General features: G+C 65.7%; 18 protein-coding genes. 8 read left to right on the forward strand and 10 right to left on the reverse strand.

The window, feature by feature from the left end:
• Position 1 precedes the first annotated feature (1 nt).
• Genes NDN16_RS02620 through NDN16_RS02650 form a run of 7 tightly spaced genes read left to right on the forward strand, consistent with a single transcriptional unit; the run spans position 2 to position 6,813 of the window.
• Complete coding sequence (locus tag NDN16_RS02620) at positions 2–994, forward strand: ABC transporter permease (RefSeq protein ID WP_251112044.1); 993 nt, start codon at positions 2–4, stop codon at positions 992–994.
• On the forward strand, positions 994–1,785 hold the full coding sequence (locus NDN16_RS02625; protein WP_251112045.1) for an ABC transporter permease: 792 nt from the start codon (positions 994–996) through the stop codon (positions 1,783–1,785). The genes NDN16_RS02620 and NDN16_RS02625 overlap by 1 nt, the downstream gene beginning before the upstream one ends.
• Positions 1,786–2,868 (forward strand): ABC transporter ATP-binding protein, encoded by a 1,083-nt coding sequence (locus tag NDN16_RS02630; protein WP_251112046.1) that lies wholly within the window; start codon positions 1,786–1,788, stop codon positions 2,866–2,868. It begins immediately after the preceding gene.
• Positions 2,865–4,358 carry an NAD(P)-binding domain-containing protein gene (locus NDN16_RS02635; RefSeq protein WP_285292330.1) on the forward strand — a complete coding sequence of 498 codons (1,494 nt, stop codon included), beginning with the start codon at positions 2,865–2,867 and terminating at the stop codon, positions 4,356–4,358. Before NDN16_RS02630 ends, NDN16_RS02635 begins: the two co-directional genes overlap by 4 nt.
• A gap of 37 nt (positions 4,359–4,395) precedes the next feature.
• A complete protein-coding gene (locus NDN16_RS02640; RefSeq protein WP_251112048.1) occupies positions 4,396–4,875 on the forward strand; it encodes a hypothetical protein in 480 nt (159 codons plus the stop codon).
• A gap of 1 nt (position 4,876) precedes the next feature.
• Positions 4,877–5,452, forward strand: a complete 576-nt coding sequence (locus NDN16_RS02645) for a peroxidase-related enzyme (protein WP_251112049.1) — start codon at positions 4,877–4,879, stop codon at positions 5,450–5,452.
• Positions 5,449–6,813 (forward strand): MATE family efflux transporter, encoded by a 1,365-nt coding sequence (locus NDN16_RS02650; protein WP_251112050.1) that lies wholly within the window; start codon positions 5,449–5,451, stop codon positions 6,811–6,813. The genes NDN16_RS02645 and NDN16_RS02650 overlap by 4 nt, the downstream gene beginning before the upstream one ends.
• A gap of 7 nt (positions 6,814–6,820) precedes the next feature.
• Here NDN16_RS02650 and NDN16_RS02655 read toward each other — a convergent pair whose 3' ends face one another.
• Positions 6,821–7,231, reverse strand: a complete 411-nt coding sequence (locus NDN16_RS02655) for a lysozyme inhibitor LprI family protein (protein WP_251112051.1) — start codon at positions 7,229–7,231, stop codon at positions 6,821–6,823.
• A gap of 142 nt (positions 7,232–7,373) precedes the next feature.
• Between NDN16_RS02655 and mqo the strand changes: the two genes are divergently transcribed.
• A complete protein-coding gene (gene mqo, locus NDN16_RS02660) occupies positions 7,374–9,014 on the forward strand; it encodes a malate dehydrogenase (quinone) (protein WP_251112052.1) in 1,641 nt (546 codons plus the stop codon).
• Positions 9,015–9,038: 24 nt separating this feature from the next.
• Here the strand turns inward: mqo and NDN16_RS02665 are convergent, their stop codons facing one another.
• The 9 genes from NDN16_RS02665 to cas3 all read right to left on the reverse strand — a co-directional run bounded on the left by NDN16_RS02665 (position 9,039) and on the right by cas3 (position 17,959).
• Positions 9,039–9,512 carry a VOC family protein gene (locus NDN16_RS02665; protein ID WP_251112098.1) on the reverse strand — a complete coding sequence of 158 codons (474 nt, stop codon included), beginning with the start codon at positions 9,510–9,512 and terminating at the stop codon, positions 9,039–9,041.
• 680 nt (positions 9,513–10,192) lie between these two features.
• Positions 10,193–10,474 carry a type I-E CRISPR-associated endoribonuclease Cas2e gene (gene cas2e / locus NDN16_RS02670; protein WP_251112053.1) on the reverse strand — a complete coding sequence of 94 codons (282 nt, stop codon included), beginning with the start codon at positions 10,472–10,474 and terminating at the stop codon, positions 10,193–10,195.
• Complete coding sequence (gene cas1e / locus NDN16_RS02675; protein WP_251112054.1) at positions 10,471–11,409, reverse strand: type I-E CRISPR-associated endonuclease Cas1e; 939 nt, start codon at positions 11,407–11,409, stop codon at positions 10,471–10,473. The genes cas2e and cas1e overlap by 4 nt, the downstream gene beginning before the upstream one ends.
• A 1-nt stretch (position 11,410) precedes the next feature.
• Positions 11,411–12,145, reverse strand: coding sequence for a type I-E CRISPR-associated protein Cas6/Cse3/CasE (cas6e, locus tag NDN16_RS02680; protein ID WP_251112055.1), 735 nt, complete (start codon positions 12,143–12,145; stop codon positions 11,411–11,413).
• On the reverse strand, positions 12,142–12,846 hold the full coding sequence (cas5e, locus tag NDN16_RS02685) for a type I-E CRISPR-associated protein Cas5/CasD (protein ID WP_251112056.1): 705 nt from the start codon (positions 12,844–12,846) through the stop codon (positions 12,142–12,144). Before cas5e ends, cas6e begins: the two co-directional genes overlap by 4 nt.
• Complete coding sequence (gene cas7e / locus NDN16_RS02690; RefSeq protein WP_251112057.1) at positions 12,839–13,942, reverse strand: type I-E CRISPR-associated protein Cas7/Cse4/CasC; 1,104 nt, start codon at positions 13,940–13,942, stop codon at positions 12,839–12,841. Before cas7e ends, cas5e begins: the two co-directional genes overlap by 8 nt.
• Positions 13,939–14,451 carry a type I-E CRISPR-associated protein Cse2/CasB gene (gene casB / locus NDN16_RS02695; RefSeq protein WP_251112058.1) on the reverse strand — a complete coding sequence of 171 codons (513 nt, stop codon included), beginning with the start codon at positions 14,449–14,451 and terminating at the stop codon, positions 13,939–13,941. The genes cas7e and casB overlap by 4 nt, the downstream gene beginning before the upstream one ends.
• Positions 14,448–15,959: a type I-E CRISPR-associated protein Cse1/CasA gene (gene casA, locus NDN16_RS02700; protein ID WP_251112059.1), complete on the reverse strand. Its 1,512-nt coding sequence runs from the start codon at positions 15,957–15,959 to the stop codon at positions 14,448–14,450. Before casA ends, casB begins: the two co-directional genes overlap by 4 nt.
• A 224-nt stretch (positions 15,960–16,183) precedes the next feature.
• Positions 16,184–17,959: a CRISPR-associated helicase Cas3' gene (gene cas3, locus NDN16_RS02705; protein ID WP_285292336.1), complete on the reverse strand. Its 1,776-nt coding sequence runs from the start codon at positions 17,957–17,959 to the stop codon at positions 16,184–16,186.
• Positions 17,960–18,022 lie beyond the last annotated feature (63 nt).

The following is an 18,022-nucleotide window of genomic DNA, read 5'->3' on the forward strand; positions in this document are numbered from 1 at the left end:
CGTGAGCTTGCAGGACAAAGCGCAGGCGGCCCCGCCTTCCGGGGTCGCGGCACCGGCTAAGCCGCGCTATGCAACGGGCTGGGGCCGGCTGATCGCCTCTCCCCTCTATCGCGCCACCCTCGGCGGCTTGAGCGACAGCCGCGCGGGGCGGTTGCTGCTTCTCTGTGCCGTGCCGCTGGTGTGGCTGGTCGTCTTCGACCTAGGACCCGTGTTCCAGCTCGTGCGCATCAGCCTCATGAGCCAGTACCCGATCGTGCACGACGGCGGCTCGGCCTTTACGCTGGACAATTTCCGCGTCTTCTTCGCGGAGCCGCTCTATTTCACGCCGCTGATCCGGTCCGTGATCTTCGCATTCGCGGTGACCGCCGTGACGTTGGTGGTGGTCTATCCGGTCGCCTACTATATCGCCAAGATCGTGAAGCCGGAGAACAGGACGCGCGCCCTGCTCCTGCTGCTGATCCCCTTCTGGGCGGGCGAGATCATCCGCACCTACGCGGTGATCATGCTGCTCGCCAATCGCGGCGCGATCAACTTCGCGCTGCGCGAGATGGACCTGATCACGCGTCCCATCCCGATGCTCTACAACTACTATTCGCTGTCCTTCGGCGTGATCTACCTGGTCTGCCTCTACATGCTGCTGCCGCTCTACTCGGCGCTCGAGAAGATCCCGACGCCGCTGCTGCACGCCGCGGCGGATCTCGGGGCCGGGCCCTTCACGCGGTTTCGGCGCATCATCCTGCCGCTGTCGAAGGACGGTATCGTCTCCGGGTGCTCTCTGGTCTTCCTGACGACGATCGGCGTCTTCGCGACGCCCATCCTGCTGGGCGGCCCTTCCACCGGCCTGTTCCCCGAAACGATCGCCGCCTTCTTCCACGGCGCCAGCGACCGCTGGCCGGTGGGCGCGGCGATGTCGGTGGTGATGCTGGTCCTGTCTCTCGGCATCGCGGGCCTGTTCATGCGCATCGTCGGGCGCCGCACGGTGAGGTTCAGCTGATGGGACGCCTTGCAGACGGGCCCCGCCTGGCCCTTTCCGCCGCCTACTGGCTGTTCGTGCTCTATCTTCTCGGCCCGCTGCTGATCATGACGGCGCTGAGCTTCAAGGATGCGAACTTCATCGCCTTTCCCATCGGCGACATGACGCTGGGCTGGTATATGCAGGTGGTGCAGGACCAGCAATTCCTGTCGGCGCTCTGGTACTCCATCCTCATCGCGGTCGCGGTGACGCTGTTGTCCACGGTCGTCGGCGTCTGGATCGCCATGCTGATAACCGCCGAAGGCATCTGGTTCCGCACGCTCATCTTCGCGCTGGCCTGCCTGCCCGCCGTGGTGCCCGGGATGATCTCGGCCATCTCGATCCGCATCTTCGTCGCGACCCTGGACATTCCCACCGGCACGGGCGCCATCATCCTCGGCCACAGCATCCACGCCGTGCCCTTCGTGATGATCATGGCGCTGACCCGTCTGCGCACCATGCCGCCCAACCTGGTGGACGCGGCGCGCGACCTGGGGGCCGACAGTTTCGTCGCCTTCTGGCGCATCACGCTGCCCTACCTCAAACCCGCGATCTACGGCGGCATGATCTTCGCCGCGCTGCTGTCGATCGACGATTTCGTGCGCACCTTCTTCCTGGGAGGGTATCGCACCACCATCCCGATGCTCATGTTCGCCAAGCTCCAGAGCGGCCTGAGCCCGGATATCAACGCCATGGCGACGCTTATCCTGATCGCGACCGCGGTCGTCGGCCTCTATGCCGAATATGCGACACGCCGGGCAAGGAGCCGCTGAATGAGCAAGGTCGCCGAATTCGTCGACGTCACCAAACTGTATGGCGGCGTCAAGGCCGTCGACGGGTTGAACCTGTCGATCGGGGAAGCCCAGTTCGTCACGCTGCTCGGCCCGTCCGGCTGCGGCAAATCCACCACGCTGCGCATGCTGGGCGGTTTCGAGACGCCGGAGCAGGGACGCATCCTCCTTTCGGGCAAGGACGTGACCCGCGTGCCGCCCAATCGGCGCAACGTCAACATCGTCTTCCAGGACTACGCGCTGTTCCCGCACATGAACGTGCGGCAGAACATCGCCTTCGGGCTGGAGCTGAAGGGCGTCGAGTCGGCCGCCATAGACCGCCGCGTGCGCGAATTGCTCGACATGGTGGAACTCGGCCCCTTCGCCGAGCGCATGCCGACGGAATTGTCCGGCGGCCAGCGCCAGCGCGTGGCGCTGATCCGCGCCCTTGCCCCGGATCCCGACGTGCTGCTGCTGGACGAGCCCCTGTCGGCCCTGGACGCGAAGCTGCGCCACCAGATGCAGGTGGAGTTGAAGAGCATCCAGAAGCGGACCGGAAAGTCCTTCCTGTTCGTCACCCACGACCAGGAAGAGGCGCTGACCATGTCGGACCTCGTCGTGGTGATGAACAAGGGCCGTATCGAGCAGATGGGCGGTCCGGAAGACCTGTATCGCAACCCGCAATCGCGCTTCGTGGCCAATTTCATCGGCGACACCAACCTGATCTCCGGCCGGGTCGGCAGCCGGGCCGATGGCAGGATATCGCTGGATTGGGGCCCCCGCCGCCTTCTGGCGCGGGCCGGCGCCAGGCCGCCGGCCGAGGGCGCCGAGGCCGAGGTGGCGGTGCGGCCGGAAGCGATCAGCCTGTCGACGACCGCGCCGGCCCTCGACAACTCGTTCCGTGCCAGCGTTCGCGAGCGCATCTTCAAGGGCAGTCATCTTTTGGTGTCCGTGGCGCTGGATGACGGCGCCACGCTGGAGGTGATGGCAGACCCGGCCAGCGCCGGAAGGCTGGACGACGGCCCCATATGGGTCGGCTGGGCCGCAGAGGATGCCGTCGTGTTGCCCGGGGCAGCGGAGGCATGATGCCGGCGCCGGACGAAGAAGACCTCCTCCCCGATGCGGCGGCCCGGCTGCAGCGGTTGCAGGAGCGCATCGCGGAAGACCTGTCGCTGCTGAACTATCCGATCGCCAATTGGGTGCCGCCACGACCATCCCCCGATGGCCGCCCGGTTTGCGACGTGGTGGTGATCGGCGCGGGCATGTGCGGCCTCGTGGCCGGCTTCGGCCTCCTGCGCGCGGGCATCACCAACATCCGGATCGTCGATCGCGCGCCCGCCGGGCGCGAAGGCCCATGGGTCACCTATGCGCGGATGGAGACGCTGCGCTCTCCCAAGCAGCTTCTGGGGCCGGCCTACGGCATGGCGTCGCTGACCTTCCAGGCCTGGTACAGGGCAACCCGAGGCGATGCCGCGTGGGACGCCCTCTTCCGCATCCCCCGCCCGATGTGGATGGACTACCTGGCATGGTATCGCAAGGTCCTGGCCCTGCCGGTGGAAAGCGGCATCGACGTGACGCGCATCGCACCGCGTGCGGACGGGCTGTTCGAGCTGGAGGTCGCCGGGGGCGCGGGCGAGCCCATCCTGACTCGCCGCGTGGTCATGGCCGGCGGCCGCGAGGGCCTCGGCCGGCCAACCGTTCCGGGATTCGTCGACGGCCTGCCGCGCGACCGTTGGGCCCATTCGTCCGAGACGATCGATTTCGCCGCCCTTGCCGGCAAGCGCGTCGTCGTCATCGGCGTCGGCGCTTCGGCGGTGGACAATGCCGCGACGGCGCTCGAGGCCGGCGCGCAGGAGGTGCGCCTTCTGGCACGCCGGCCGGCAATGCCCACAGTGAACAAGCTGATGGGCGTCGGCTCCTATGGGCTGACCGCGGGCTTCCCGACGCTGTCGCCGGAATGGCGCTGGCGCATCATGGCCTATTCCAACCGCCAGCAGACACCCGCTCCCAGCAATTCGACGCGCCGCGTCAGCCGGCACGCCAACGCCTTCTTCCACTTTTCCGCCGGCATCGCCGGCGCGGAAGAGGTGGATGGACAGGTCGTGCTGACGACGGTCACGGGCCGACGCTTCGCCACCGATTTCGTCATCCTCGGCACGGGCTTCACCGTGGATGTACGGTCCCGGCCGGAGATCGCGCAGTTCGCCGATGCCATCGCCACCTGGGAAGACAGGTTCACCCCGCCGCCCGAGGATGCCGACGCATCGCTGGCCGCGTTTCCCTGGCTTGCCGAGGATTTCTCCTTCACCGAGAAGTCGCCCGGCACGGCCCCTTTCCTCAAGCGGCTGCACTGCTTCAATTTCAGCGCATCCCTTAGCCTCGGCAAGGTTTCGGGCGACATACCCGCCATCAGCGAAGGGGCGCAATGGCTGGCGCGCGGCATTTCCGCAGCGCTGTTCGACGACGATATCGACGTCCATTGGCAGGCGCTTCTGGCCTACGAGAAGCCGGAGCTCGTCGGCGACGAATGGAGCGATGCGGACGCCGAGCCGGCGCCGGCGGCGCGCTCGGCCTGAGGCCGGGTCGCGGAAACAGGGACAAGGAAGAACGACAATGGAAGACGCCATCGACAGGATCGCCTCCATCGCGGAGGGGTCGGACCTGTTCGACCTGCGTGGCGAGCGGGAGACGATCCTGCGCCTCAGCCAGACGAGTTTCGTCGCCAGCCTGACGCCGGAGGACGAGGGCGACCTGCCCAAGGCCGTGCGTGCGGCGCTTGCGGCACGCATGGCGCGGATGCTGCGGGACGACGCGGCGGCCGCGCTCTATGACGCGATGATCGGCGATGCCGACGCGGAGATACGCGCGCTGGCCGACCCTGCCCATAGGCCGCAGGACGCCCGGTTCGCCGTCATGGCCGCGCGCACCGACACGCTGACGCTGAAGCCCGAAACCGCGACGCGCAGCGACGTGACGGCGCTCGAGGACGCCGGCCTGTCGACACGGACGATCGTCTCGCTGACGGGGTTGATCGCCTTCGTCAACTACCAGCTGCGCGTGGCCGCCGGCCTGCGCGCCTTCAGGGGACACTGACATGAGCCGGAGCCTTGACGATTTTACGCTGGACCCGGTCGGCTGGCGGCCCTACGTGCAGCCCGTCTCTCTGGATGCGGCCACCGACGCGCAGAAGGATGCGCTCAAGGTCACGCCGTCCAACCGCAAGGTTTCGGACTACGTGCTGGTGCTGGCCCACGATCCCGAGATGCTCGCCGAGCGCACCCCGCTCTTCAACGACATCATGTATGCTCCGGGCGGCCTGTCGCGCGGCGAGCGGGAGCTGGGCTCGCTTGCGGCCTCCGTTCTGAACCACTGCATCTACTGCGCTTATGTGCACGCCACGCGCTATATCGGCGAGACCGGCAAGCGCGATGTGGTCGAGGCCATCTATGCCGACAAGGATAAGGCCGCGCTTCCCGCGCGCGAGCAGGCGATCCTGGATTATTCCGTCAAGCTGACGCGCGCGCCGCACGATCTTTCGGAGGCCGACACGCAATCGCTGCGCGACGTCGGCCTTTCGGAGCTCGAGATCCTGGACCTGATCCATGCCGTGGCGATCTTCGGATGGGCCAACCGGCTGATGCACACCCTGGGCGAAGCGATCGAGGGGTGACCGCCGACCTGCCCGACCGCAGCGGCGAGGGCGTGGCGGGCATGGCCGCGCCGCGCCCGTTCGCCGTCACGCACCGCTCCGTCCTGGCGATCGCCCTGCCGATGATGCTGACGCATCTGTCGACGCCGCTCGTCGGGCTCGTGTCGACCGGCGTCATCGGGCAACTCGGCAATGCGGCGCTGGTGGGCGGCGTCGCCCTGGCCGCCGTGGTCTTCGACGTCGTCTTCGTCTCGTGCAACTTCCTGCGCGGAGCCACGACGGGGTTCACCGCGCAGGCCGTCGGCGCCGGCGACAGGACCGAAGAGCAGACGATGCTGGCGGGCGGCATCCTGATCGCACTCGCCATCGGCCTCGCCCTGCTGGTGCTGCATGCGCCCATCGGGCGGTTGGGCCTGTCTCTGCTCGGCGCGCAAGGCGCCGTTGCGGACGCGGCGCAAACCTATTTTGCCATCCGCATCTGGTCCGCCCCTTTCGTTCTGTTCAACTACGTCGTCTTCGGGTGGATTCTCGGGCGCGGAGAAGCCTTCCTTGCCCTGGCCCTGCAGACGCTGCTCAACGGCCTGGGCATCGGCCTCGCACTCTGGCTGGTGCTGGCCCAGGGGCATGGCGTGGCCGGTGCGGCGTGGGCGACACTGGTGGCCGAGGCGGTTACCGCGCTGGCCGGCGCCGTGATCGTCTTCTTCAGGACCGACCGGCGGCACTGGCATCTGGCTTTGCTCCGCGACGGTTTCCGGGTTCGCAGGCTGTTCGGCGTCAATGCCGACATGATGGTGCGCTCCATCGCTCTGCTTCTCGGCATCTCCTTCTTCACGCGGGAAAGCGGACAGTTCGGCACGGACGTCCTCGCCGCCAACACGATCCTGCTGCGCTACTACTTCCTGGCGGTTTCGTTTCTGGACGGCGTCGCGGCGGCGGCCGAGCAGCTGGCCGGCCGTTCCGTCGGCGCGCGTTACCGACCCGCCTTCGAGCGTACTGTGCGGCTGACGACGCTCTGGGGCGTCGGGTTCGCCGTCGCCATGGCGGCGGCCATCCTTCTCACCGGGCCCTCGGTCATCGCATTGATGGCGCCGACACCGGCGGTCGAGGCGGCTGCACTCACCTTCCTGCCCTGGGCGGTGGCGTTGCCGCTGTCGGGGGTGATCGCCTTCCAGATGGACGGCATCTTCATCGGGGCGACATGGTCGCGCGAGATGCGCAACATGATGCTGGCGTCCCTCGCCATCTACATCGCGGCGGAATCCGTGCTGACGCCCCATTGGGGCAATCACGGCCTGTGGTTGTCCCTGCTCATCTTCCAGGGCGCGCGCAGTGTTTTCTTCCGGCTGTGGATGATACGCCTCGTGCCGCGCACCTTCGGCTGATCCGCGATCAGGCGGGCGGCACGGGGCAACTCGTATCGCCCTCCTCGCAGGACAGCAGGCGCTGCAGATCCTCCACCCGCGTGTCGGTCAACGATGTCAGGCAGAGGGAAAGGATCATCGGCTGGAGACTGCCGCCGTCCACCCCGGACGCCTCGAAGGCGCATTCGGCATCGCGGAAGGCGATCCAGCGGCGCTGGGCCTGCACGAGCAGGTCACGGGCATGGGCGTTGTCGGCGAGCCGGCCCTCGACCATGCGGTACAATTCGTTGAGCTTGCCGTCCGACACGCCGAAAGCCTTCGCATGACATTCGTTCATGGCGAGCTGAGTTGCGGCGGCTTCGCAGGACGGGGCCTCCTGCGCCTGCCCCGGTCCGGCGGCTCCCACGAGGATCGCGAACAGTCCAAAAACGAGACGCATCGTCTTTCCCCTTGATGTTCGTGGCGCCCGGTCGCGCTTCAATGCAAGGCTGCAGCTCCGGCAGTGCATGGCCGACGCATTGTCAAGCCATAGCGCCTTTTAATAAGCAGTAAGAACGAAAATCAATTGGAAGGCATTTCCCATGGAGCAGGGTTCAGGCAACAGCCGAGGCGGCCGGTCGGGCCTCCTGACCATCAGCCGCCGTCAGCTTCTGGGGGGCGCGATGGCCGGCGCGGCGGTTGCCACGCTGCCCGCCTGCGCGGCCGCGACGGTCGAGGCAGACCGCACCGTGGATGTGGCGCTGATCGGCGGCGGCGTCATGAGCGCAACCCTGGGTGCCTTGCTGCGGCAGCTCGAACCCGGCTGGACGATGGAGATGTTCGAGCGCCTCGACGGCGTCGGGCTGGAAAGCTCCAACGCCTGGCACAATGCCGGAACGGGCCATTCGGCCCTGTGCGAACTCAACTACACGCCGGAAGACGAAGACGGAAACATCGACGTCACGCGTGCCGTCCGGATCAACGAGTCCTTCCAGATTTCCCGGCAATTCTGGTCATCGATGATTGCGCGCGGAGTTCTCGACGATCCCCGTGGCTTCATCAACGCCACGCCGCACATGAGCTTCGTCTGGGGTGCGGAAGATGTGGATTTCCTGCGCCGCCGCCATGCGGCCCTTGTGGAACAGCCATTGTTCGCCGGCATGCGCTTCTCCACGGATCCGGCGGAAATACACCAATGGGCGCCCTTGCTGATCGAAGGGCGCGATACGGCCCAGCCGATCGCGGCGACATGGTCGGGCCTCGGCACCGACGTCGATTTCGGTGCACTGACACGCCAGTATGTGGCGCATCTCCAGTCGACGGAAAACTTCGCCCTGCAGCTGTCCTGCGAAGTCGAAGGCCTGGAACGCAATCCGGACGGCACCTGGAAGGTCATCTATGCGCCTGCGAACGGGTCCGGCCGCAAGGCGGTGAATGCCCGGTCCGTCTTCATCGGCGCCGGCGGCGCTGCGATCCTGCTGCTGCAGGAAAGCGCCATTCCGGAATCCCGCTCCTATGGCGGGTTCCCGGTGGGCGGCTCCTTCCTCGTCAACCGCAACCCGGCGCTTGCCGATCGCTATCTTGCGAAGGCCTATGGCAAGGCGGCGTCCGGTGCGCCGCCCATGTCGGTGCCCCATCTCGACACGCGGGTGATCGACGGCGAGCGGGCATTGCTGTTCGGCCCGTTCGCGACCTTCTCGACCAATTTCCTGATGGAAGGTTCGCGGCTCGATCTGCTGTCGTCCATCCAGACCACCAATATCGGGCCGATGGTTCATGTGGGGCTGGATGAGTTCGGCCTGGTCCGGTATCTGGTCGGCGAAGTGCTTCAGTCGCAGGAAGACCGGATCGAGGCGCTTCGGGCCTATTTCCCGGATGCGATTGCGGACGAGTGGACGCTCGTCCAGGCCGGCCAGCGGGTACAGATCATCGATCGCGACGAGTCCGGGCGCGGGGATCTGGAGTTCGGCACGCGGATGGTCGTGGCCGAAGACGGCAGCATCGCTGCCCTGCTCGGCGCATCTCCCGGCGGCTCCACCGCGCCGTCGATCATGCTGGACGCCCTGCAGGAAATGTTCCCGGACAGGTTCGCCACGCCCGAATGGCAGGCCACGATCCGGGAGATCGTGCCCAGCTTCGGCACTCAGTTGAACACGCAGCCGGATCTTTTCCGCACGCTGCTGTCGCAGACGAACGAGGCGCTGCGCCTCGAGCTTCCGGACGGCCTGCCCGAGCCGGCCTGAACGACGACGACCTGCCGGCGCGGATCAGCCGCGCCGCGCCGCCTCGATGGCGGCGACATCGATCCTGCCCATGGTCATCATGGCCTCGAAGGCGCGCCTGGCCTCTTCGCCCCCGGCCGCCATGGCCTCTGTCAGCGCGCGCGGCGTGATTTGCCACGAAACGCCCCATCTGTCCTTGCACCAGCCGCACTGGCTCTCCTGCCCGCCATTTTTGACGATGGCATTCCAGTAACGGTCCGTCTCTTCCTGATCGTCGGTCGCGATCTGGAAGGAAAAGGCTTCGCTGTGCCGGAACGCCGTCCCGCCGTTGAGGCCGATGCACGGGATTCCGGCAACGGTGAACTCCACGGTCAGGACATCGCCCGCCTTGCCGGACGGGTAGTCGCTCGGCGCGCGATGGACGCCAGTCACGCGGCTATCCGGAAAGGTCGCAGCGTAGAACCGCGCCGCCTCTTCGGCATCCTTGTCGTACCAGATGCAGATCGTGTTCTTCGCGATTGCCATTCCTGCCTCCAAAGGCTGACCGTGGAATCAGTATTGATATCAACCTATTTTGGTCCTAGCTAGGTCGGTCTTGTTCATCCCCGCGCGTGCGGGGAACAGCGCGCCGCCAGCCGTGCGCCAGCCCTGCACGACGGTTCATCCCCGCGCGTGCGGGGAACAGCACGTGCCCTCGACCGGCCCTGACGGTCTGCCCGGTTCATCCCCGCGCGTGCGGGAAACAGGCTGACCCTGCACGCGGGCAACAGCAGGCCAACGGTTCATTCCCGCGCGTGCGGGGAACAGTGCCCGGCACGACCGACCGTTGGTCGCGGCGCCGGTTCATCCCCGCGCGTGCGGGGAACAGGGGCTGGACCGGATCATCGAGCCGAGTTTCTCCGGTTCATCCCCGCGCGTGCGGGGAACAGGCGTACAGAGCGGAGCGCGGTTCGCCGCCGCCCGGTTCATCCCCGCGCGTGCGGGGAACAGCGGGAGTTTCTGGCGGATCTGCGGAGCGAGGACGGTTCATCCCCGCGCGTGCGGGGAACAGCGAGACAATTCGGCAAGCGGATATCCACTCGCCGGTTCATCCCCGCGCGTGCGGGGAACAGTCTTCATGGAAGCTGTTGTTCCATAACGATATTCACGATGTCAGTCGAGCTACCGATTTTTTCGCAGCCCGTCCCTGGGCGCTTCCATTAATCGCGGGGGAAAAACGACACGAGTTTCAGCCCGTCGAAATCGACCGGCATTCGTCTGTTACGGCCAACGGTCAGAAAGTCGAATCCCTGGTCCGTCGGTGCCTTCCAGATCATCACCGCATCTCCGCCTTCCAGATATGCCTCGACCTGCTCCCATATACGGGTTCGGGTTCGGGCCGAATAATCACCGACGAAAACATTTGCCATGACTTCAAGAAGCCATGCAGCAAGTCGGCCCCGTAATCTCGGCGGCGCGTTGTTGAGGACGATGACCATCATCCTCGATGACCTTCGTCGCCTGATGCCCTACCGTCATCGAAGGCTGGGCCAATTGCGTCCGCAGGCGGCTCAGGCCGCGGCAATTCTCCTGCCGACAAGACTTCCTCGATACCGGGAATTATTCTGGCGAGAAGACCTGTACGACGAAACGAGTCGCGGCAGGCCAGTCGCACGGCCCTGTCGGGCGCCATGTCCAGCTTGCCACGCGCATGCTGGCCTGCGATCCGAAATGCCTCCGGAACGACCGTCTCCAGCTTCCACAGATCGGCGATATCGTAGACGAAGGACAGCGGCTTTCCGGAATGCATCAAGCCGATGGCCGGCGCGTAACCGGCCGCCAGAACCGCGGCCTCCGCCAGCCCATGCAGGCAGGCGGTGGCCGCCGACAGGCAACGGTTGGGGACATCGCCGGCCTCCCAATCCGAAACATCGTATTGCCGTCGCCTCCATGTGACGCCGTGCGTCTGTGCCAGAAGCTCATAGGTTTTGCGGACACGCGCTCCTTCGATACCGCGTAGCTGATCGATAGACCGGCGCTCCGGCGCTGGTTCATGGAAGCGCATCTGGTACATCTTTCGCACGACCCGAAGCCGGGCCGCCGGATCGAGAGCGATGGCCGCCTGCCAAAGAAGCCGATCCGACCGGGCGCCGCCGGGTTGGCCGGCCGAATACAGCCTGACGCCGGCTTCCCCGACCCAGGTGACGAGGGTTCCGACGCGCGCCGCAAGCGCCACGGCGGCATGGCTGATGCGGGCGCCCGGCTCGAGCATGATCCCGGCAAGGCCTCCTACCGGAATATGTGTCCGCGTGCCATCGGCATTGACCGCAACGAAAGCGCCATCCTGTACGTCCAGTTGCGCGCGCTCGACGAATACCAGCGAGGCACGATCCTTGAACGGGATCGGCCGGGGCGGCGGCAACCCTGGAATGGTCATGTCAGCCGCGCCGGATCAACATCAGGCCGCAGCCGAAAGCCTTTGCCCGGCCGAAGCCCTGGCCGATCTGGGCGATGAGGGCTTCCCCGTCCTTTACCGTCAGTTGTCCGGACATCTCGATGACCCCAAACTGCGGTTGCCCTTCCCGCGAACCACGGTGGGCCGGTAGCGGAACGACCGAATAATCGGCAGCGGTGAATCGGGTGACGACAAACCCGGCTCGCTCGCCCTGCCGTGCCAGCCATTCCAGTCCTGCCGTCTGCGCCGCCTCCATTCGGGCCTGGCGCCGGTCATCGCTCTCACGCCCCGATGGCAATGCATGCAAGGCATCCATGACCACGTCCACGCGCGTGCCGCTGGCATTCGCAACGAGCTTGCGCGTTCGCGTGGCGTTGGCGCGCAGGGCGAAATGCAGCGCATCGCCGGCGCGCAGCATCGGCGCGAAGAGTTTGGTCTCCGGTTTCAGAAACAGGCCTGCACCATCCGTAGCGGGCGGGCGGTGCGAAAGCACCAGAAAGCGCCCCTCCCCTTCGGCTCGCCAGAGGTAGTCGCGACGCCGATCCGGGTCGTCGGCAAACAACGCCCAGATCAATCGATGATGAGCATCCATGATCCGGCCGCGCTGCCGGTCGTACAGCCTTTCGCGGGCAGGCCCCGCGACAGGGTCGATCAGGGCCTTCAACGCCGTGGTCGCCGGGGTGCGCGCCAGCGTGACACGCGAAAGATAGAGACTCATTTTGCCTCCTGCACCGACGGCCGGTGCATGTACACCCGGCGATCGGCGAAGTGCCACTTTGCCCGATCGACTGGACGGTCGTTGCGGCTGTCCTGCCCATCGTCAGGGCCCAGCGGCACGTCCGATGCGATCAAACGAAGCGGCCCCTCATGTCCGAAGGGCGGACGTTGCGCAGCGTTGAGGGCGCTGATCGCGTCGACGGTATCCACCACGATCGGCGCAGGCGGCGCCGCCAGCGGGCAAGACTTGCGCCCGAGATACAAGGTGAAAACCGGTCGACGCAGAGCTTCGGCCAGACGGTGCAGGCTGCCTGCCCAGCCCGGCTCGGCCCACACGGCAACCGCATAGGCGATGCCCACGCGATAATCGCGCAGAGTGATGATGGTATTCGTGCCGCGTCCGGCCTTCTTCAGCGCCAGGGGCCGGCTATCCGGCCTGCGTGCGGCCGCTGTCGGGACGGTTTCGACCGTATGATAGTCGCGCAGGGGAACGCCGTCATCGATTACGCCGACGGCCATGCGCAACATGTCGAGCCGGGCATAGCCGGCATCGTCCCCTCGCCGAATGCCCAAGGCGGCCGCGACGAGGCCGATGACCGCCGAGCGGCCGGGCCAGGTCAAGGTACCGCGACGCTCATAGCCGGCCAGGTCGCCCATGGCCCCCAGGGCGCCACACAGGGTGAAGACCAGATGCTCAGCCATCGACCGCCACCGCCGAGGCCGCGAAGGCGGCGATATCGTCGATAGTTCGGGCGATGTCGGCATCGCAAAGTTTCGGCTCTACAGCTGCGATATTGAGAACCTTGCGGCGTTCGCACGGTGCGCCGTAAGCCGCTGCCAGCCGCGCATCCATATCCACCAGTGCGGCAATCGAAGCGCCCAGCAGATCGTCGCCCCTGACCGCCTTGAAGAATGCCCCTGTCAGGTCTCGTGGCGCCGCCGAGCCGACTTCGGCTTGCACATAGGCCGCGCGCGGATGATGCGCATGGCTGTTCTGCTTGCCTTTGGGCGTGGCCGTCGCCAGCGCGCGTGCCAACGCGTCGAGCGCCCGTGCCGCGAGCGCCGTGTCGCCGCCAAGATTTTCAACCAGCAGATCGGCGTTGACGCAGGCATAAAGGTAGTAGACGCCAGACCCGAATTCATGCGTGCCGAGATGTGCCCCGCCAGCATCGTCCTCGCGCGGCTTCAGGTCGTCGACGGCGGTGAAGTAGTCCTCTTCCGATTGCGCGCGGTGGGTCGTGATGGCGTGCCCTACCTGCACGGCGGCTTCACGGTTGAAATCCGGGTTATCGGCCAGCATGCGGCCGAACATGGCGATATCGACGGCCCCCCCGGCGCTGCGCAGCACGGTTTTCGCCAATTCCTTCTCGGTCGGAAGCGCGCCACCGGCATAGGCCCGCCGGGCCAGCTCGAGCGCATAGGATTTCTCTTCCGGCGAGACGAAGGCAAGCGTCTTGCTGCGAACGACGTTGGGCTTCTTCTTGTCGGCCGGTTCCAGGGCACCGAATACCTTTGCGACGGCCTCGGCGATCTCCTGCGCCTTCGCGTCACCGGCACCATCGGCGATCAAGGATTTGCGAATCTCGTCCCCGATCCGCTTGGTGCGTTCACCGAGTTTGCCGGCCAGGGCCTGCTGAAAGACATCCGACATGCGCACTGCACGCTTGATCGACTGGCTGGAAAGCCGAAGCCGATAGTCGCCGCCATAACAGGCCTCCTTCGGGCGGCCCATATCGTCGCGGTTCGGGTTGGACGGCGGATAGGCCGTCAGCAGATGGAGTTGCAGAAAGGTCGTCATTTACTCTCCCCCTCGGCGTGACGCACATCGGGACGCTCACCGCCGAAATAATCGAAACACCAGTTCGCCCGGGTCTTTTCGCCCCAGTACGCTATGTCTTCCGCCAAGGTCGCGACGTTGCAGGCATGCCCGATCTTCGGCAGCGCGCGTCGCAAGTTCGTCACCAGTTCCTCCCGATTTTTCGAGCGGATGAGCTTCTGGAAGCGACCGGACGATAGTGCCACCGCGTCACCGCCACCCAGGGCACGGGCGAAGCTCAGCTTGTCGTGCCGCTCGACATGCGCAATGGCCTGAGCCACGGCAGCCACCGTCCAAAGGGACCGATTACCAGGCCACATGTTGTAGAGTTCGACGACCTGCCGCTGCGCCAGCACCTGCGAAATCCCGTCTGCCCGTCGCAACTTCGCCCGCAATGCGCGCGCCGATCCGGTATCGTCGGGTGGCCGGAGGTTTCGTCCCCACCAATCCAAAACGACCTGCCCAATCGTCCTGGCCGTTTCCTCGCTCATGCCGCCTCCTTGCCGCGCGAGCGCGGCGTCAAGCCAAGTTTCAGGTAAGCGTCTTTCCCGGGTTTGCCCCAACCAGCGAAGGCGGCTCCCAACCGCCCGCGCGCGTGGACAATGTCCTTCATCGGCGATCGCTGTTTATCCCGGCTGCCCCCCCGCGGGACCGGAAGCCGAAAAACGCCTTGCAGCGCCTCCCGATCGAAGATCTCCAGCGCAACCCGCTCCATGACCTTGATCCAGCGGCTGGCCACCTCGGCGGGCGCGGAACCGGATTGCAGGGCGTGCAACCCCGCCTCGAACCCTGCCTGCGTCCTGGTGAAAAAGTCTTCGCGCAGCATTTCGAGCGCCTTGCCATCGCCTACAGCGACCTTCAACGACCCTCGAAGTTCGCCGCCATAGGCTTCCGCAGCCTCGATCATCCCGACAAGGAACAACTGGAGATCGTAATCCATCGCCACCATAGGTTGGCGCGACCACGTAAAATCCTGCGGCTTCATCTTGTCCAACGCCCAGCCGGCGACGATGACGCTCGCCTTAGCCCTGTCGCGCGGCAGAAGACGCCGTTGATAGGTGTCGATGGCGGACGCCCGCCGCCTCAGATCGCGGTTGTCGCCCGGCACCTCCATCACCACACCCAGCCAGTTGCGATAGCCGAACGCACCGGCCCGCGGGTGAACCGGCAGTAGCTCCGCCCCCTCCTGCTGCCGGTAATACGGGGTCAAGGCGTGGAGCCAGGCTGCGTAATTGGCGCCGTATGGCTTCTGGATGACGCCCGTCACGGTCTCGTCGCCGACCAATCGCAGCCGCCGCGGCATGCCGAAGAACGCCTCCGCCGGATGGGCCAGGTCGGGATAGGTTTGCGAACCGTTCTCTTTGGAAATCCTGGATGGACGCATCCATGGCAGCACCCCCACCCCGGCCGGCATGCCATCCGGTACATTTGCCCATATCAAGTCCCAGAGGCTGCCCGTACCGGGATCGGCCAGGGTAATCATCGGGCCGCCACCGCGCATCGAGGTCCGGTTGCCCGCGCCGCCTGCAGGCGCGTGAGCCTGAAGGGTGTAGAGAGCCATTGCAGCCAAGGGCGCATCGAGCACGGGATAGCGGTTCCGCTTCACGACGAGATCGCCGTTCTGCTTGGCGGTAACGCTTCCGGCAGAATCGATGAACAGCATTTCGACGCGCGTAACCTTCCCATCGCGCAGATCGAGATCCTGCAGAAAGCGCGGACCATCACCAAGGAGGTCGAAAGCGGGAGTAAGCGGATCTAATCGCTCCCGAAGCCTCTGCGCATCCGGCTTGCGTGCCCGCCAATCCGATGCGTTGGCAGGCGGGTCCGCCAGGAAGAGAAGGCCGATCAAAAACTCAAGGCAGGCGATATTCAGGTCAGGTCGCGGCCAGGCGGGAAAAACGATTTCCGGCTCGGCAATCTGATCGGGGCGGATGACCCGGCAACGCCCATCGGAGCACTGCACCGGAATCCACGCGTCGCGCAGAAGGTTTATCGACATACCGAAACACTCTAACGTTTATATGAATTATTGGTATGGCAAAATAATTGATTCGTCAACTATCTATGCCGATCTCAAATAATTTTTTACAATATCGCGTCCGACTTAAATCGGCTTGATAGATTGCGCGCTATCCATCGGAGATTGGAAGGATTCGTCCCCGCGCATGCGGGGAACACTGTTACAAGATCGCGTCCGACGGGACATCACCGCTCGTGCGGCGATCACACCCAAGCCAAGCCCGAATCCGGTGAATAACGCAAGCCTTCGCAGATGGCCCCGTCATCGGCGACCGGACACAACGTCACTTCGCGTCGACGCCAGGCGGGCCAGTCTCGGGTCGCTTCCACGATCGGGGCGATCTCCTGGTCCGGCAGGCTCAATCGATCGAGGCGAAGCTTGTCGGCAGCCACTTCCGACAATTGCCACGTTTCGGCCGATGTCGCGTCACCTTGGGCCCAGGGCTTCACGACACCGTCCACCATGCGCGCCAGAGCGAGCGTTCGTGTCGGCCGCCCGAGCCGCGTCGGGTAAATCGTATCCTCCGCGCCTCGTGCGCCATCGCGATAGCCTTGCCCGAAATCGACGATGTTGCCATAGGCCCGCGAGCGGCGCGCATAGATCTCGCCGATCCTTTCCCGTTCGGCGCTTTCGAGAACGTGCGGAACGGGAGCTCCTTCGCTTCCATGCACCGCTTCGATCAGGCTGCGAAGATCGGAAGACGCGTCGATCCGACCGCGCCTGAAGAGAAGATCCGCGGTGCGCCATTGCTCGCTGAGGCCATAGACCCACGCGCCGCCGCCCAGAACGTCTCGAAGCCAGCGGGCATCCAGCACGGCGGCTGGATCCGGAGAGAGCACGAACAGGACAGGACCGGGAACCGGCCGGGATCGCGACGGCCCCTCCGTCATGTGACGCCACAGACGCCCGGCGCGCTGGATGAGCGCGGCCATGGGCGCAAGGTCGGAGACCATCACGTCGAAATCGAGATCGAGGCTCGATTCGACCACCTGGGCTGCGACAAGCACCTTGCCCGCGCGCCCGGCGCCGTAGCGCCCGAATGTCACCAGGACGCCTGCCTCGATCCGCTTGCGGTCGCAGAGCGCAAAACGCGCATGCAGGAGAGAGGCGTCGATGCCACGCGCCTGCAGGCTGCCGACCGCCGCGATCGCGTCATCGACCGAATTTCTGACCCAGACACAGGCAGCTCCGGCCCGGGAAGACTCTGCAAGGAGATCGGCAGCCATTTCGGTGGTGGCGAGCCTTTCGACGGTGACGGCCCCTTTCGGGCTGGGCGTCGCGGGCACCGTACGCGGCGGACCCGAGCCTGCGATCGTCAGAGCGGGATATGAGGCGTCGCTTTCAGCACCCCAGTTCCTGCCCGCGCCATCGGAAAAGGCGCGTGTCAATCGGGCGCGGGCTTCCAGCGGCAACGTAGCGGTCAGTAGGATCGCCGACCCCCCTTGTGCGGCATGGGCGTGCAAGAGCCGTTCCAGCAGAACGGACATGTAGCCATCGCCGGACACCTCGTGCGCCTCATCCACGACAAGGATCTTGGAGGACAAGCCCCAAAGGCGAAGCGCCGAGAACCTGGCCCGCAAAACTGCCAAGGACGCCTGGTCGATCGTTCCGACACCGACATCCGCCAGCAAGGCGCGCCGGCGGCTGTCGGCAAGCCAATCCGTACAGGTGGCGTCATCGCTGTCGGTCACCCCGTTTTGAAGGTCGCGGAACGGTACCGACAGCCCGGCCCGACCATGCGCCAGCGTCAGTGTCGGCCTATCCAGCATCCGACCGATGACCCTGGACGCCCGCACGAACATCGCGTCGGCGGTAGCCATGGTGGGCAGTGCGAAGAACACGCCCCGGCCCTTTCCGGCCAGCAACATGCGCTGCGCGAGGATCAGCGCCGCCTCGGTTTTCCCGGCGCCGGCCTCATCTTCGATGAAGGCCAGCACCGGACCTTCGGGCAGAGATACCGTTGCCACCGCACGCTGCATCGGACGCAAGGGAAAATCGGGGCTTGTCGCAAACTTTCGGGCTTAACCGTATGTTGACCATAG

This window comes from Aureimonas altamirensis (assembly GCF_023702225.1).
GTDB classification, from domain to species: Bacteria; Pseudomonadota; Alphaproteobacteria; order Rhizobiales; family Rhizobiaceae; genus Aureimonas; species Aureimonas altamirensis_B.